The sequence below is a fragment of the Marinactinospora endophytica genome (genome assembly GCF_054780875.1).
Genome location: NZ_BAAGVM010000008.1, coordinates 245,351 through 259,830, shown reverse-complemented (window position 1 = coordinate 259,830; position 14,480 = coordinate 245,351). Strand labels below are relative to the sequence as shown.

Sequence of the window (14,480 nt, the reverse complement as noted above, 5' to 3'; positions counted from 1 at the left end):
GAGCCGGGTCGAGCACGCCTTCCCTGTCGGCATCCGTTACTGGTGTGAAGAACTCCGCGGACGCGCGGGGGATTCCCGGCGCCTGAGGCCATGCGATGCGGGGGCACGGCGGCGGAGTGGGCCCCGTGGGTGGTCGGCCGTCCTCCCCCGACCAGGGGCGAACCGCCTTCCGACCACGCGAGGTCGGTGGTCACATCCTAAGGCGCGCCCGTTCCGGGTATCGCCGCGTGGTGGAAAAACCGGCCCCCTCATCGGCCGACGGTGGGGGGTCTCACAATTTGCAGTAACGCCGGTAACGGACCCGCGGGGGGCATCCGTCACCGCGCGGCCCCGGCACACGACGAGCGTGGCGGGCCGGATCACAGGAGGCGGTTCGCGACGGCCACCTCACGCAGCCGGGCCAGGGCCCGGTGCTGGGCGACCCGTACGGCTCCCGCCGACATCCCCAGAACATGTCCCGTCTCATCAGCAGATAGTCCAGCGATCACACGCATGACGAGCAGCCGTCGCTGCTGCTCGGGCAGCTCTCCCAGCAGGGCCCGCGCCCGTTCGGCCTCGGCCGTCCGAACGGCGAACTCCTCGGGGCCGGGGCCGTCGTCGGGCCGGTCGGGCACCGTGTCGGTGGGCACGTCGGCGCGGTGGGAGCCGCGCAGCGCGTCGGCGACCTTGTGCGCGGCGATGCCGAAGACGAACGACGCGAAGGGCCGCCCCATGTCGCGGTAGCGCGGGAGCGCCGCCAGCAGGGCGATGCAGACCTCCTGGGCGACGTCGTCGGAGTAGTGCACGTAGCCGGCGACGCGGGCGAGTCGCGCCTGGCAGTAGCGCACCACCATGGGACGGACTTCGCGGATGAGGGAGTCCACGGCGCCGAGGTCGCCCTGGACCGCCAGGCGGGTCAGGTGGTTCAGCTCCGTGTCGTCCGCTCTCGGCAGGGTCGCCGTCCGTCCCGCGAGCGTGCCCCCCGCGACGCGTAGATCCGTCACGTTACGAATGATGCCCGCAGGCACGGACTTACACGTCACGATTACCGGCAACAGAATGATCACATTTAGGGCGTTACCCACCTAAAAGTACGTGTGTCCCGGGGGTAGACCGGGACACACGTGGTAATGCGGATCTCCTGGGAGTCAGGGCCTAGTGGCCGTGCCCGTGACCGTGGCCGGCCTCCGCCTGCTCCTCTTCGGGCTTGTCCGCGACGAGCACCTCGGTGGTCAGCAGCATCCCGGCGATGGAGGCCGCGTTCTGCACCGCGGAACGGGTCACCTTGACCGGGTCGATGATGCCCTGCGCCATGAGGTCGCCGTACTCGCCCGAGGCCGCGTTGTAGCCGTGGCCCGGCTCCAGCTCGGCGATCTTGGCCGTGACGACGTAGCCCTCGGCACCGGCGTTCACCGCGATCCAGCGCGCCGGCTCGACCAGCGCCCGGCGGACGATCGCCACACCCGTGGCCTCGTCACCGGACAGCTCCAGCGAGTCCAGCTCCTTGGCGGCGTGCACCAGGGAGGCGCCGCCACCGGCGATGATGCCCTCCTCGATCGCGGCGCGGGTGGCCGAGATCGCGTCCTCCAGGCGGTGCTTCTTCTCCTTCAGCTCCACCTCGGTGGCCGCGCCGACGCGCAGCACGCTGACGCCACCGGCCAGCTTCGCGAGGCGCTCCTGGAGCTTCTCGCGGTCCCAGTCGGAGTCGCTCGCCTCGATCTCCTTGCGGATCTGGCGGATGCGGTCGTCCACCTCGGACTGGCTGCCACCACCGTCGACGATGGTGGTGGCGTCCTTGGTGACGGTGATGCGGCGGGCGGTGCCCAGCGCGTCGAGCTCGGCGTTGTCCAGGGTCAGGCCGACCTCCTCGGCGATGACCTGGCCGCCGGTGAGGATGGCGATGTCCTGGAGCATGGCCTTGCGGCGCTCACCGAAACCGGGGGCCTTGACGGCGGCGACGTTGAGCGCGCCGCGGATCTTGTTCAGCGCGAGCGCGCTGAGCGCGTCGCCCTCGATGTCCTCGGCGATGACCAGCAGCGGCTTCTTCGTCTGGACGACCTTCTCCAGCAGCGGCAGCAGCTCCTGGAGGTTGGAGATCTTGCCCTGGTTGATCAGGATGAGGGCGTCCTCGAGGACGGCCTCCTGCCGGTCGGGGTCGGTGACGAAGTAGGGCGAGACGTAGCCCTTGTCGAACTGCAGGCCCTCGGTGAACTCCAGGTCCATCCCGAAGGTCTGCGACTCCTCGACGGTGATGACGCCGTCCTTGCCGACCTTGTCGAAGGCCTCGGCGATGAGGTCGCCGATGACCTTGTCCTGGGCGGAGTTGGTGGCGACGTAGGCGATGTCGGAGCGCTCGCCGACCTCGCGCGCCTGGGCCAGCAGCGCCTCGGACACCTTCTGCGCCGCGGCGTCGATGCCCTTCTTCAGCGACATGGGCGAGGCGCCGGCGGCGACCGTGCGCAGGCCCTCGCGGACCAGCGCCTGGGCCAGGACGGTGGCGGTGGTGGTGCCGTCACCCGCGGCGTCGTTGGTCTTGGTGGCGACCTCCTTGACGAGCTGGGCGCCCAGGTTCTCGTAGGGGTCGTCGAGCTCGACCTCGCGCGCGACGGTCACACCGTCGTTGGTGATGGTGGGGGCACCGAACTTCTTGTCGATGACCACGTTGCGGCCACGCGGGCCGAGCGTGACCTTGACGGCGTTGGCGAGACGGTCGACGCCGCGCTCGAGCGCGCGCCGCGCGTCGTCCTCGAACTCCAGGATCTTCGGCATTGGTTGGGTCCTCAGTCCTTACAAGTACGTCACGGGTACGTCGGAAAACGGGACCGCCCCGCCCGGCATGAGCCGGCCGGGGCGGGAGACATCCGTAAGCTCCGGGCTTACTTCTCGACGACCGCGAGCAGGTCGCGAGCGGAGAGAACGAGGTACTCCTCGTTGTTGTACTTCACCTCGGTGCCGCCGTACTTGCTGTAGAGGACGACGTCGCCGACCTTGACGTCCAGCTCGATACGGTTCTTGCCCTCGTCGTCCCAGCGGCCCGGGCCGACCGCGAGGACCTCGCCCTCCTGGGGCTTCTCCTTGGCGGTGTCCGGGATGACCAGGCCGGAGGCGGTGGTCTGCTCGGCCTCGAGCGGCTTGACGACGACGCGGTCCTCGAGCGGCTTCAGCACAGTCTTGGTGGCGGTCGACACTGTGTGACCTCCCCCTTCAGGTTCGATGATTCGAAACGGCATGCTGGGAAAAGGGGCGACCACGGCGGCCTGTCGTCGCGGGTGCCAGACCGGCCTCGTCGCGGTTAGCACTCTACCCTTGAGAGTGCCAGTATGGAACAGTAGCCGTGCCCATCCAGCTCGTCAAACAACAGGTCACGGGGGAACAGCAGGGTGTCTAACGGGCAAATCACGGGTTTGCGTGCGCTTCTCACTCCACTTGGGCAACGTCTGCTCACCCGCCTGGACCCCACCGAGATCGACGCCGACCCCCTGGGAGCGGCCACCCGGCTGCGCCGCGACCCCGAGCTGACCGGCGCCACCTCCCAGGTTCCGGTCACCGACCTGGTCAACGCCGCGCTCACCCAGGCGCGATTGCGCGGCCGGGCCCGCGAGAAGTTCGGCGCGGCGGCCGAACGGATGTACTTCACCCCCAACGGGCTGGAGCAGGCCACCCGCCGCGTGGTGGCGCGGTACCGCGCGCGCCGGTTCGCCGCCACGGTGCCGGCCTCCCCCGACCTCCCCGTCGGCGACCTGTGCTGCGGCATCGGCGCCGACCTGATCTCGATGGCCGAGGCCGGCCTCCCCGTCGAGGGGGTCGACCTCGATCCGTTCACCATCGAGGTCGCCCGGGCCAACATCGAGGCGTTCGGCCTGACGGACCGGGCGCGGGTCCGCGAGGGCGACGTGACCCAGGTCAAACCGGGCTCCTACGCCGGGGTCTTCTGCGACCCCGCGCGCCGCAGCGGCCGTGGCCGGGTGTTCAACCCGCACGCCTACTCCCCGCCCTGGCCCTCGGTGCTGGAGCTGGTGGGCGGGGCGCCCGCGGCGTGCGTGAAGGTCGCGCCGGGCATCCCCCACGATCTCGTTCCCGAGGGCGTCACCGCGGAGTGGGTGTCGGTGGACGGGGAGGTGAAGGAGGCCGCGCTCTGGTTCGGGGCCTCCGCCGACGCGGGGACCCCCCGGCGCGCGACGCTCCTGCGCGCCCGCGGCGGGCAGGAGGATCCGGAGCCGATCATCCTGGAGCCCGACCCTGGGCTGGGCGCGCCGGAGGTCCGGGCCCCCGGCCGCTACCTCTACGAACCCGATGGCGCGGTGATCCGGGCCCACCTGGTCGCCGAGGCCGCCGCGGCCGTCGACGGCGCGCTGCTCGACCCGAACATCGCCTACATCACATCGGACCGTCTCGTCCCGACCCCCTTGTGCCGGGCCTACGAGATCACCGACGTCCTCCCCTTCTCCGTGAAGCGACTGCGGTCGGCGCTGCGGTCCCGGGACGTCGGAACGGTAACGATTAAGAAACGCGGCTCGGCCGTCGACGTGGAACGGCTCCGCCGCGACCTCAGGCCGTCAGGGTCCCGATCCGCGGTCGTCGTCCTCACCCGGATCGGCGAACGCCCCGTCTGCCTGCTGTGCGACGAGGTCGAGGCCCCTCGGGAGCCGGAAGGCGCCTGACCCGTCCGCCGCTCCCCCCGCCTATGAAGGGCATCACGAACACCACGCCCCTCCTTTCCGATTCCCCGAAAAACCCGTAACTTTGGCACTCACCGGGAGAGCGCGACCCCCCTGTCGTTAGACTGACCCCACTGAATCTTTCCCCCTTCTCGTGGATCTGTCCGGCGATGCCCGGGTGCGGTCGGCCGTGGCACCGGCCCACCGATCCGTTCGCCATGACCTTTTCCCCCTACGGCCAGTAGGCGGATCGGTGCCTTGTGTGACACGCCCCCAGCGGCGCGACGCCTCTCCCACGGCCGTGCCCCAGTCGGACTCCCGCGAGAACACGCCCATCCGAGGTCCAAGAGGATGGGTGGCGCCATATCAAAAGGAGCACCTCGGTGGAACAGACCAACCACAACTTCCTCAACGGGGGAGGTCAGACCGGGATCTCCGACCGGATGCGGGAACTCCTCTCGCGGGCGGCGCAGGACCACCTCTCCGAGCAGAAGTCGCAGGGCGCGGTGACCGAGGAGATGCGCCAGCGCCTCGAAGGCATGGAGTGGTTGCTGCGCGAGTTCCGGGAACGCGAGTTCTCCACCCTGGCCGAGGCCGTCGCCACGGTCCAGGCTCGCGTCGACGAGCTGTCCGCCCGCCCGCCGGAGTGGGCCGAGACGCTCGCCGAGCACATCGAGCAGGTCGGAGAACGGGTCAAGCCTCTCGCGGAGATGCCCGAGCTGCGCTCGGACGTCGAGAAGGTCCAGAGCCGTCTGGACACGGCGCTGGGCCGTCTCCAGGGCATCACCGAAACCGCGCTGCGCACCGCGAACCAGGTCGACTCCCTCCACGAGCGGATGGAGTCGTTCGCCGCCGGTGTCGAGGCCCGCCTCACCCAGATCGACGAGGCGCTCGCCTCCCTCGCCTCTCGCGGCGCGGCGCTGGAGACCTCGTTGGAGGCCGTCGGCGAGCGGATCGACCGTGGGAACGACGCGGCCCGGGAGCTCGCGACCGAACACCACGCCTTGCTCTCCGGCAGCGTCGAAGAGGGACGCGCCACCCTGGAACGCGCCATCACCGAAGGCCGCGAAGCCATCGAAACCACGCTCCAGGAACACCGCGACGCCCTCACCACGACCGTCGAAGAGGGACGCACCACCCTGGAACGCGCCATCACCGAAGGCACCGAAACCCTCAGCACGGCCATCTCCGAGCGCCACGACGCCCTCACCACGACCGTCGAAGAGGGACGCACCACCCTCGAGCGCACCATCACCGAAGGCACCGAAACCCTCACCACCGCCTTCACCGAGCGCCACGACGCCCTCAGCGGCAAGCTCGACGAGGGACACGCCACCCTGGAACGCGCCATCACCGAAGGCCGCGAAGCCATCGAAACCACGCTCCAGGAACACCGCGACGCCCTCACCACGACCGTCGAAGAGGGACGCACCACCCTCGAGCGCACCATCACCGAAGGCACCGAAACCCTCACCACCGCCTTCACCGAGCGCCACGACGCCCTCAGCGGCAAGCTCGACGAGGGACACGCCACCCTGGAACGCGCCATCACCGAAGGCCGCGAAGCCATCGAAACCACGCTCCAGGAACACCGCGACGCCCTCACCACGACCGTCGAAGAGGGACGCACCACCCTCGAGCGCACCATCACCGAAGGCACCGAAACCCTCACCACGGCCATCTCCGAGCGCCACGACGCCCTCAGCGGCAAGCTCGACGAGAACCTGCACACCCTCGTCGGCAAGGCCGACGAGCACCACGAAGCGCTGAGCGGCGAGGTCGCCCGTAGCACGGGACTCCTCACCACGCAGGCCGAGGAGAACCACGCCGAGACGGCCGCCGCCATCGCCGACGCCAACAGCGCGGTGGTCAAGCTGTCCGGCACGACCGAGACCCAGCTCGCCGACCTGCGCACGCACCTGCGCAAGCAGCAGAACGAGCTCCAAGAGCGGCTGGACGCCCAGCACGCAGAGCTGCGTGAGCGGGACGACGCCCAGTACGAGGGACTGGCGGCGAAGCTCGCCGAGGCCGCCGCGAACCTGCGCGCCGCCGCCGAAGGCGACCACAACGCCGCGATCGCGGCCATCGCCGAGGTCGGAGCCGCGCTGGCCGAGACCAACCTGGCCATCGCCGCCGTGGAGGAGCGCGACGAGGCCCGCTCCGCCGAGCTCCGCTCCGCCTTCGACGAGCGTGTCGAGTCCCTGACCGCCCAGGGGCGCGAGCAGCACGGTGCCCTGCTGGAGCTCATCGCCGAACACCGCGACTCCGTCGGGGCGCGCCTGGAGCAGCAGCGCGAGGAGCTGTCGGGCAAGGTCGACCAGCACCTGGCCTCGGTCACGGCCAAGATCGACGGACGCTACGAGGCGCTCACCGCGAAGTTCGAGCACGGCCTGGGCCGGCTCAGCGACCGCTTCGACACCTTCGAGGGGCACTTCGACGGAAGCTTCGAGGGGGTCGAGGGCAGGCTCGACGGTCTCAACGGCCGCCTGGACGGACTGGACGGACGGGTCACCGGCGTCGAGGGCAAGTTCGAGGGGGTCCACGGCCAGTTCGACGGTGTGGACGGCCGCCTGGAGGCCATCGACGACCGTCTGGAGGCGCTCAACCAGCGCCTGGGCCAGCTCCCGGCCTCCCTGGAGGTCTCCGAGGTGCACCGCCGCCTGTCCGAGCTGGTCGAACGGCCGATCATCGACCACTCCGAGCGGTTCGACGCGATCGACCAGCGGCTCGGCGAGTCCCTGGACCCCCTGCTGAACGAGATCCGGACGCGACCGGACCGTCACGAGTTCGAGGAGACCATCAGCGACGCCGTGGAGACGTCGCACGACGACATCACCAAGCGCCTGGCCGCGCTGGAGGAGACGATGCTCGCCCTGGCCGAGGCCCTGCTGCGCCCCGGCCGCGACGGCAAGCGCAAGCGCCGCCCGGTCGACGACGACGAGGACTGATCCTCGCCGTCCACGCCGAAGGGGCCGTCCCGTTGGGACGGCCCCTTTCCCGTTGTGCGCCCCGGCTCAGCCGGCCAGGGGGCGGTTCACCGGCAGGGAGGTGTCGGTGGCGAGGTCGAGCCGGGAGGGCGGCAGGCCCGCGGCGACGACCTCGGCGCCCAGGGCGGCGATCATGGCACCGTTGTCGGTGCACAGACGCGGGCGCGGGACCCGGAGTTCGATCCCCGCGGCGGCGCACCGCTCCTCGGCCAGGGCCCGCAGCCGGGAGTTCGCGGCCACCCCGCCGCTGATGACCATGTGCTCGACGCCGTGCTCGCGGCAGGCGTCCACGGCCTTGCGGGTGAGGACGTCGACGACGGCCTCCTGGAAGGCCGCCGCGACGTCGGGGACCGGCACGGGCCGACCGTCGCGTTCGGCGTCCTCGACCCAACGGGCGACCGCCGTCTTCAGGCCGGAGAAGGAGAAGTCGTAGGTGCCATCGCCCCACTTGCCCCGCGGGAAGCGGATCGAGCCGGGGTCGCCCTCGCGCGCGGCGCGGTCGATGGGCGGCCCGCCCGGGTAGGGCAGGTCGAGCAGGCGCGCGACCTTGTCGTAGGCCTCGCCCGCCGCGTCGTCCACGGTGTCGCCGAGGAGGCGGACGTCGGTGGCGAGGTCGCGTACCAGCAGCAGCGAGGTGTGTCCGCCGGAGACGAGCAGCGCGACCGTCGGCTTGGGCAGCGGACCGTGCTCCAACTGGTCGACGGCGACGTGGCCGACCAGGTGGTTGACGCCGTACAGCGGTTTGCCGAGGGCGAGCGCGTAGGCCTTGGCCGCGGAGACGCCGACGAGCAGGGCACCGGCCAGCCCCGGACCGGCGGTCACCGCGATGGCGTCGACGTCGGACAGCTTCACCCCCGCGCGGTCCAGCGCCCGTTGCACGGTCGGCGTCATCGCCTCCAGGTGCGCCCGGCTGGCCACCTCGGGCACCACGCCGCCGAAGCGCGCGTGCTGGTCGACGCTGGAGGCCACCTCGTCCGACAGTAGTTCGCAGCCGCGGACGAGGCCCACGCCGGTCTCGTCGCAGGAGCTCTCGATTCCCAGGATCAGTGGCAGGTCGGTGTTGCTCATCGGGTCTTCTCCTCGCCGGCGTCCCCCGCCGGGGCCGAGCGCCTCATGACGATCGCGTCGGCGTCCTTGTAGTAGCCGCGCCGCACGCCGAGTTCGGTGAAACCGAACCGGCGGTACAGCCGTTGGGCGCGCGGGTTGTCGGAGCGCACCTCCAGGAACACGTCGGTGACCCCGCGCCGGTGCGCCTCGGCCAGCAGCTCGGTGAGCAGCGCGGTGCCGACGCCGCCGCCCCAGTGGGCCGCGTCGACGGCGATGGTCTGCACGTCTCCCTCGGGCGGCACCGCGCGCAGTCCCGCGTAGCCGATGATCCGCCCCTCGGCGACGGACTCGGCGACGACGTAGTGGCGTCCGTCGCCGGTCATCTCGTCGCGGAGCATGCCCTCGCTCCAGGCGTCGCCGGGGAACAGGGCGCGCTCCAGCCGCATCACCTCGGCGATGTCCGCCTCGGTCATGGAACGCAACCGGTGCCCGGTGGTCAGGCCTGCCATTGCCGCACCTTCTTGGGGGCGCCCGGCTCCTGGGCGTCGGGACGGCGCAGGTAGAGGGGCAGGGGCTCGGGCAGCTCCCTCCCTTCGACCAGGCGTCGTACGGCGAGCTCGCCGAGGGCGGCCGCGTCGGGGTACAGCGGTTCGGCCTGCGCCGCGTCCTGGCCGAACACGTCGGCGTACAGGTGCGCGCCGTGCCCGATGACGGGCAGGCCGCCGGTGTCGACGTCGGCGGGACGGTCCACGGCGATGTCGCCGACCCGGGTGAGGGCGTCGTCGTAACGCGCCCAGAACACCTCCTTGCGCCGGGCGTCGCTGGCCGCGACGAACGGCGTGGTGCGTCCCGACGCGAAGGCGATGGCGTCGAGCGTGGCGACCCCGTGGCAGGCGATGCCGAGCGCCTCGGCGAGGGCGTGCGCGGTGGCCAGGCCGACGCGCAGCCCGGTGTAGGGGCCGGGTCCGATACCGACCGCGATGTGGGTGAGGTCGGCCATCTGGGCACCGGAGCGTTCCACTACCTCCTGGATGCCGGGGGCCAGCAGTTCCCCGTGTCGGCGGGCGTCGACGGAGGAGACGCTCGCGCGCACCCGGACGCCGTCGCCGACGGGTTCACAGACCGCGGCGGTGACCGCGGGGGACGCAGTGTCGAAAGCCAGAAGCAGCACGATCCACCAGCCTATTGCGCGGTCGGCAGTGCGTCGTGCCAGCGGGCGCCGACGCCGGTCAGACGGACGGTGCGGGTGTCGTCGGGCAGCCGGTCGATCACGATCTCCAGCCGTTCGTCGGAGAGGCTCTCGGCCAGGCCCTCGCCCCATTCGACGACCGTGACGGAGTCGGGGATGGCGGCGTCCAGGTCGAGGTCGTCGATCTCGGCCGCGCTTCCCAGCCGGTAGGCGTCGACGTGCACGAGGTCGGGCCCCCCGGTCAGGGAGGGGTGGATGCGCGAGATCACAAAGGTGGGTGAGGTGATCGGGCCCCGCACTCCCAGCCCCTCGCCCAGCCCCTGGGTGAAGGTGGTCTTGCCCGCGCCGAGCGGGCCGGTCAGGATCAGCACGTCACCGCGGCGCAGCCCGGAGGCGACGCGCCGGGCGAGCGCGCGCATCTCGGCGTCGGTGGCCGCCGTGACGGTGGCGGCGGTGGTGTCGGTCGGTTCGGTCATGGGCTCGCAACGTCTCGTGGGTGGAGAGGGCGGCCTGCGGTCGCCGGGGCCGCACGCGCTCCCTGGACGCTCCCGCCGGCGCGGTCCCGTGCCGGTGGAGGGAGACCACGCGGCCGCGGACCCGGGAGGCGGGGATCCGCCGTCGTAGGGGTCCGTTGGGACGCTCGCCGGGATCGGTGGGCGCCGTGCGGTCTCGGTCGCCGCACACCACCAGGGTAGGCACTTCCGGGAGAAGGTGGGGCCGCTTACCGCGAGGTCCGGATCAGCTCACCGCCCCGGACCGGTAGGTTCGCGGGACGCGCACGCCGACGCGGGTGACGATCTCGTAGGGGATGGTGCCGAGCGCCTCGGCCCAGTCCTGCGCGGTGGGCACGCCGTTCTCCCCGTCGCCGAAGAGAACGACCTCATCGCCCGCCTCGACCGGGTCGTTCCCGACGTCCAGGACGAACTGGTCCATGCACACGGTGCCGGCGATCACGTGCCGCCGGCCGCCGAGGGCGGCCGGTCCGATGTTGCTCGCCGCGCGCGGCACCCCGTCGGCGTAGCCGAGGGGGACGAGGGCGAGCGTGGTCTCCCGGTCGGTGACGTAGCGATGGCCGTAGGAGACGCCGCTGCCCGCGGGAACGCGCTTGACCAACGCGACCCGCGCGGCCAGGGTCATCGCCGGCCGGACACCGATGTCGCGCAGGTCGGGCATGGGGCTGAGACCGTAGGCGGCGATGCCCGGACGCACCAGGTCGAAATGGGAGTCGGGGCGGGTGAGCAACGCCGCGGAGTTGGCGATGTGGCGCACCTCGGGGCGCAGTCCGGCCTTGTCCGCGAGGGCCAGGGCCTCGTCGAAGGCGTCGAGCTGGGCCTGGACGGAGTCGCGCGCGCCGGGGTCCGCGGGCTCGTCGGCGCGGGCGAGGTGGGAGAACACTCCGGTGACCTGGAGCACCCCGGCCGCCTCGGCCCGGGCCGCGGCCTCGACGACCTCCGGCCAGCCTTCCCTGGTGATGCCACCCCGGTTGAGCCCGGTGTCGGCCTTCAGGTGGACACGCGCCGGCCGTCCCGCCGCGCGCGCCGCCGCGACGGTCGCGTCGAGGACCCAGGGGTCGCTGATCCCGAGCTCGACGCCGGCCTCGATGGCGGCGCCGATGGGCGCGCCCGGCGGGACGATCCAGGCGAGCAGCGGGGTGTCGATGCCGGCCCGGCGCACCTCCAGGGCCTCCTCGATGAAGGCGACGCCCAGCCAGGTCGCGCCGCCGGCCAGCATGGCCCGGGCGGCCGGGATCATGCCGTGCCCGTAACCGTCGGCCTTGACGACTCCCATGAAGTGGGAGTTCGGGGCGCGCTCGCGCAGCGCGGCCACGTTGGCGCTGATCACGTCCAGGTCGACGCGGGCTTCGGCAAAGGCAGGCATGTCTCTTAGTGTGGCACGCGTGGGGAAGGGCTCCCCCGCGCGCGAGGTGACAAGGGGCACGTCACCACGTGTTGCGGGCGTGGGGAGGACACCGGCCCGGTCAGCCGCGCGGGCGCAGCAGGCGGTCGGTCCGCGCGGGAAGCGCGAACCCGACGAGCCCGGCGACCCCATAGGGCACCTGGCCGGGAGCCAACGCCCCGAGGAGACCACCGAGGTTGCCGCGCGGATCACGGAGGAAGTGCCGGACGCTGGGATGCTCACGCGGCACGCTCCACCCGCTCACCAGCAGGCTCGCCAGCGCCACGCCGCCCGCCCACACCCACGGCCGGGTCCCGGCCGGCAGCGCGGCAACCCAGTCGGACAGCGCGCGCAGCGACATCAGCGCGTAGGCGCCGTCGGCGTGGGGGACCGATCCCGAAAGCGCGGGGTGGGCGAGGGCCGTGGAGACGGCCAGCACCGCCACCGCGGCGATCGAGGCCGAGCGGGGGCCGACCCCGAGCCGGGTCGCGAGCTGGACCTCGGTCTCGGCCAGTTCCTCGCGCGACGGGCTGCGTCGCCACGGACGGCCGGCCGCGCGGGCGGCCCCCATGGCGTACTCGCGCCGACGGCGCAGGAAGATCCAGGAGCGGCACAGCGTCGCCGGTCCCCGGCTGGCGGCGACGACCATCACCGCGTACTCGTGCAGGATCGTCGCGAGCGTCTCGACCAGGGCGACCGGGATCCGCGCCCACAGCAGCCCGAAGTGGCGGAAGGTCGGGGCGATGTCCCCGGGGACGCGGACCCGGACGCGCACCGCGCGACCGTGCGCGGCGCGTACCAGGGCGGCCAGCGGCGGACGGCCGGGCAGCCGCGGCACCTCGGCGGTGGCCGACCGGGCGACCCGGTAGTCCAGGAGCACCGCGAGGACGAGCAGGAGCAGCAGCAGCCAACGTGTCGCCGCGCCGTCACCGTAGAGGGCGAACACCGCCGTGGTGAGCGGGGTGGGGTCCAGCCCGGCCACGACCGCGTTGAAGTTGAGGTGTTCCAAGGCCGCGGCGCCCAACGCGAGCGGGGGCAGCGCCCACAGCCAGACGCCGTAGCGGCGGGCCCCCACGAGCGCCAGGCCAAGTGCGGCCCCGACCAGTCCGCTGGTGACCGCGTGCCCGGAGAACCTCAGCAGGGCGACCTCCTGGAACGGCTGTGTCGAAACGGCGGCCACCGGAACCTCGACCCACCCCGGCAACAGCGCGAACATCCCCAGATGGGCGGCGAACGGATCGACGGAGCCGCCGGCGACGAGCATCGCCCGGACGGCCTGCTCCGCCACGTGGAACCCCGCGCCGGACGCCGCGGCGAGCAGGAGCAGGTCGACGGCGGCGAGCCTGCGGAACCTGCGTCGCGCGACGAACAGGCACAACAGCAGCGGGAGGAGTTTGCCGACCTCCTCCACCGGCACGGCCACGTAGGCGTAGGCGTAGGGGTCGTCGGCCGCAAGCCCCAGCGCCCCGGCCAACGCCAGCTCGGCGAGCGCCATCGGCCAGGCCAGGAAGGCTCCGAACGCGAGCGTGCGCACCAGCGTGGAGAAGGCCACGGTCCGCGAACGCGCCAGCCAGGCGAGCTGGGCGAGGAGCCACACCATGGCGAGGACGACCGGCAGTGCGGCGGGCACCCCTGGGACGAACACCCCGGCCAACAAAAGCACCACGAGCATCGCCCACCCCCATGCGCCGCGCAGGGCGCGCAGCGCGGTGGTGGCCCGCGGCGAACCACGACGCAGCGAGTCCAGTCTCTGCTCGATCCGTTCGGCGAGGTCGGGGCCGGGCCCGCGGGTCCCGCGGGCGTGCCGGGCCCCCTGTTCCAGGCAGGCGTAGCGCTGGGCCGCGCGCAGCAGCTCGGGGTCGCGCGAGGTTCGCGCCTCCTCCCCGAAGGCGATCCGGGCCGCGGCGAGGTCGGGGCCGACCAGTTCACGGACGAACACGTCGGGTCCCGCGGCGACGGTGAGCTCGGTGGTGGTCACCAGGACCCCGGCGGAGATGTCCTCGATGGCGACGAGGAAGTCGGTCGGCTCCGCGCCCCAGCCGCGTACCAGGGCGATGAGCGCCTCGGCGTCGACGGGGACCTCGGTGACGGGTTCGTAGGCGTATTCGGCGCGGGTCCGGCACACCAGGAGCCGTTCCACCCCCAGCGCCTCTCCCGCCGAGACGATGGCTCGGATCAGGGCGGTGTCGCGTGAGGCGGTGAAGGGGACGACCACTTTCGCGTCGTCGTCGATCCATGCCTCGTCGAACTCGGTGGCGTTGGCACACAGGCGCAATACGAGATCGCGCGTGAGCATGGCCTGTTCGTCCATGACCCTCGTTTTTCTCGTGCCCGATAACGGTTGCCCCCGGCCCCGTTCACGGCGTGGCCGGCCGCTCCCAGGGAAGTGACTACGCTACCGCGCCGATTGCACGGAAATGGAGTCCTGGTCCTTATCCTCTTACCTATGCCCGTGATCGGTCATGGACAATTCGCTGCACCGATACACCATCGTGATCCGTGAGAATGGCGTTTCCCGTGTTTTCGGCCTTTCCCCACGCGATTCATCCGGTGGGGATGACCGTCTTGGCCCGTCTGTGCATCGGGCCCCTGGCCGGCGGGGCCGGGCCCCTCGGCTCTCCCCGGACGCGTGTCGGCACCTCCTGGGGCGTCGGATCCCCCGGTACGGCCTGCCGGGCGTTTCTCGGGGCGGAGCCGGTTCCCGCGCGCCGGGCACGTCGGCGC

General features: G+C 72.0%; 11 protein-coding genes. 2 read left to right on the top strand and 9 right to left on the bottom strand.

Annotated features, from left to right (window positions below; genetic code table 11):
* Positions 1–359 precede the first annotated feature (359 nt).
* From ACYVHU_RS17055 to groES, 3 genes are all read right to left on the bottom strand, one after another.
* Positions 360–983: a sigma-70 family RNA polymerase sigma factor gene (locus ACYVHU_RS17055; protein ID WP_078764149.1), complete on the bottom strand. Its 624-nt coding sequence runs from the start codon at positions 981–983 to the stop codon at positions 360–362.
* A 151-nt stretch (positions 984–1,134) separates the two neighbouring features.
* Positions 1,135–2,748 (bottom strand): chaperonin GroEL, encoded by a 1,614-nt coding sequence (gene groL, locus ACYVHU_RS17050; RefSeq protein WP_078764150.1) that lies wholly within the window; start codon positions 2,746–2,748, stop codon positions 1,135–1,137.
* 107 nt (positions 2,749–2,855) lie between these two features.
* Positions 2,856–3,167 (bottom strand): co-chaperone GroES, encoded by a 312-nt coding sequence (groES, locus tag ACYVHU_RS17045; RefSeq protein ID WP_078764151.1) that lies wholly within the window; start codon positions 3,165–3,167, stop codon positions 2,856–2,858.
* Positions 3,168–3,383: 216 nt separating this feature from the next.
* On the opposite strand from groES, the gene ACYVHU_RS17040 reads away from it, so the two are divergent.
* Both ACYVHU_RS17040 and ACYVHU_RS17035 read left to right on the top strand, forming a co-directional pair.
* Positions 3,384–4,640, top strand: a complete 1,257-nt coding sequence (locus ACYVHU_RS17040; RefSeq protein ID WP_235001208.1) for a class I SAM-dependent methyltransferase — start codon at positions 3,384–3,386, stop codon at positions 4,638–4,640.
* Between the two features lie 380 nt (positions 4,641–5,020).
* Positions 5,021–7,585, top strand: coding sequence for an apolipoprotein A-IV repeat region-like domain-containing protein (locus ACYVHU_RS17035; protein ID WP_498948971.1), 2,565 nt, complete (start codon positions 5,021–5,023; stop codon positions 7,583–7,585).
* 66 nt (positions 7,586–7,651) lie between these two features.
* Here ACYVHU_RS17035 and tsaD read toward each other — a convergent pair whose 3' ends face one another.
* From tsaD to ACYVHU_RS17005, 6 genes are all read right to left on the bottom strand, one after another.
* On the bottom strand, positions 7,652–8,692 hold the full coding sequence (gene tsaD / locus ACYVHU_RS17030; RefSeq protein ID WP_078763298.1) for a tRNA (adenosine(37)-N6)-threonylcarbamoyltransferase complex transferase subunit TsaD: 1,041 nt from the start codon (positions 8,690–8,692) through the stop codon (positions 7,652–7,654).
* A complete protein-coding gene (gene rimI / locus ACYVHU_RS17025; RefSeq protein WP_078763297.1) occupies positions 8,689–9,180 on the bottom strand; it encodes a ribosomal protein S18-alanine N-acetyltransferase in 492 nt (163 codons plus the stop codon). The genes tsaD and rimI overlap by 4 nt, the downstream gene beginning before the upstream one ends.
* Positions 9,168–9,842 (bottom strand): tRNA (adenosine(37)-N6)-threonylcarbamoyltransferase complex dimerization subunit type 1 TsaB, encoded by a 675-nt coding sequence (gene tsaB, locus ACYVHU_RS17020; RefSeq protein ID WP_078763296.1) that lies wholly within the window; start codon positions 9,840–9,842, stop codon positions 9,168–9,170. Before tsaB ends, rimI begins: the two co-directional genes overlap by 13 nt.
* An 11-nt stretch (positions 9,843–9,853) precedes the next feature.
* Positions 9,854–10,336, bottom strand: coding sequence for a tRNA (adenosine(37)-N6)-threonylcarbamoyltransferase complex ATPase subunit type 1 TsaE (gene tsaE / locus ACYVHU_RS17015; protein WP_078763295.1), 483 nt, complete (start codon positions 10,334–10,336; stop codon positions 9,854–9,856).
* 262 nt (positions 10,337–10,598) lie between these two features.
* The gene (alr, locus tag ACYVHU_RS17010) at positions 10,599–11,738 is read right to left on the bottom strand and encodes an alanine racemase (RefSeq protein ID WP_078763294.1); all 1,140 of its coding nucleotides are present in this window, start codon (positions 11,736–11,738) and stop codon (positions 10,599–10,601) included.
* A 100-nt stretch (positions 11,739–11,838) separates the two neighbouring features.
* On the bottom strand, positions 11,839–14,067 hold the full coding sequence (locus tag ACYVHU_RS17005) for a PrsW family glutamic-type intramembrane protease (protein WP_432937040.1): 2,229 nt from the start codon (positions 14,065–14,067) through the stop codon (positions 11,839–11,841).
* Between the last annotated feature and the right edge of the window lie 413 nt (positions 14,068–14,480).

What these genes read in the sequence shown, in the direction of transcription:
- groL (WP_078764150.1), bottom strand. Translation starts at nt 2,748, where the DNA reads ATGCCGAAGATCCTGGAGTTCGAGGACGACGCGCGGCGCGCGCTCGAG.
- tsaD (WP_078763298.1), bottom strand. Translation starts at nt 8,692, where the DNA reads ATGAGCAACACCGACCTGCCACTGATCCTGGGAATCGAGAGCTCCTGC.
- rimI (WP_078763297.1), bottom strand. Translation starts at nt 9,180, where the DNA reads ATGGCAGGCCTGACCACCGGGCACCGGTTGCGTTCCATGACCGAGGCG.
- tsaE (WP_078763295.1), bottom strand. Translation starts at nt 10,336, where the DNA reads ATGACCGAACCGACCGACACCACCGCCGCCACCGTCACGGCGGCCACC.
- alr (WP_078763294.1), bottom strand. Translation starts at nt 11,738, where the DNA reads ATGCCTGCCTTTGCCGAAGCCCGCGTCGACCTGGACGTGATCAGCGCC.
- ACYVHU_RS17005 (WP_432937040.1), bottom strand. Translation starts at nt 14,067, where the DNA reads ATGGACGAACAGGCCATGCTCACGCGCGATCTCGTATTGCGCCTGTGT.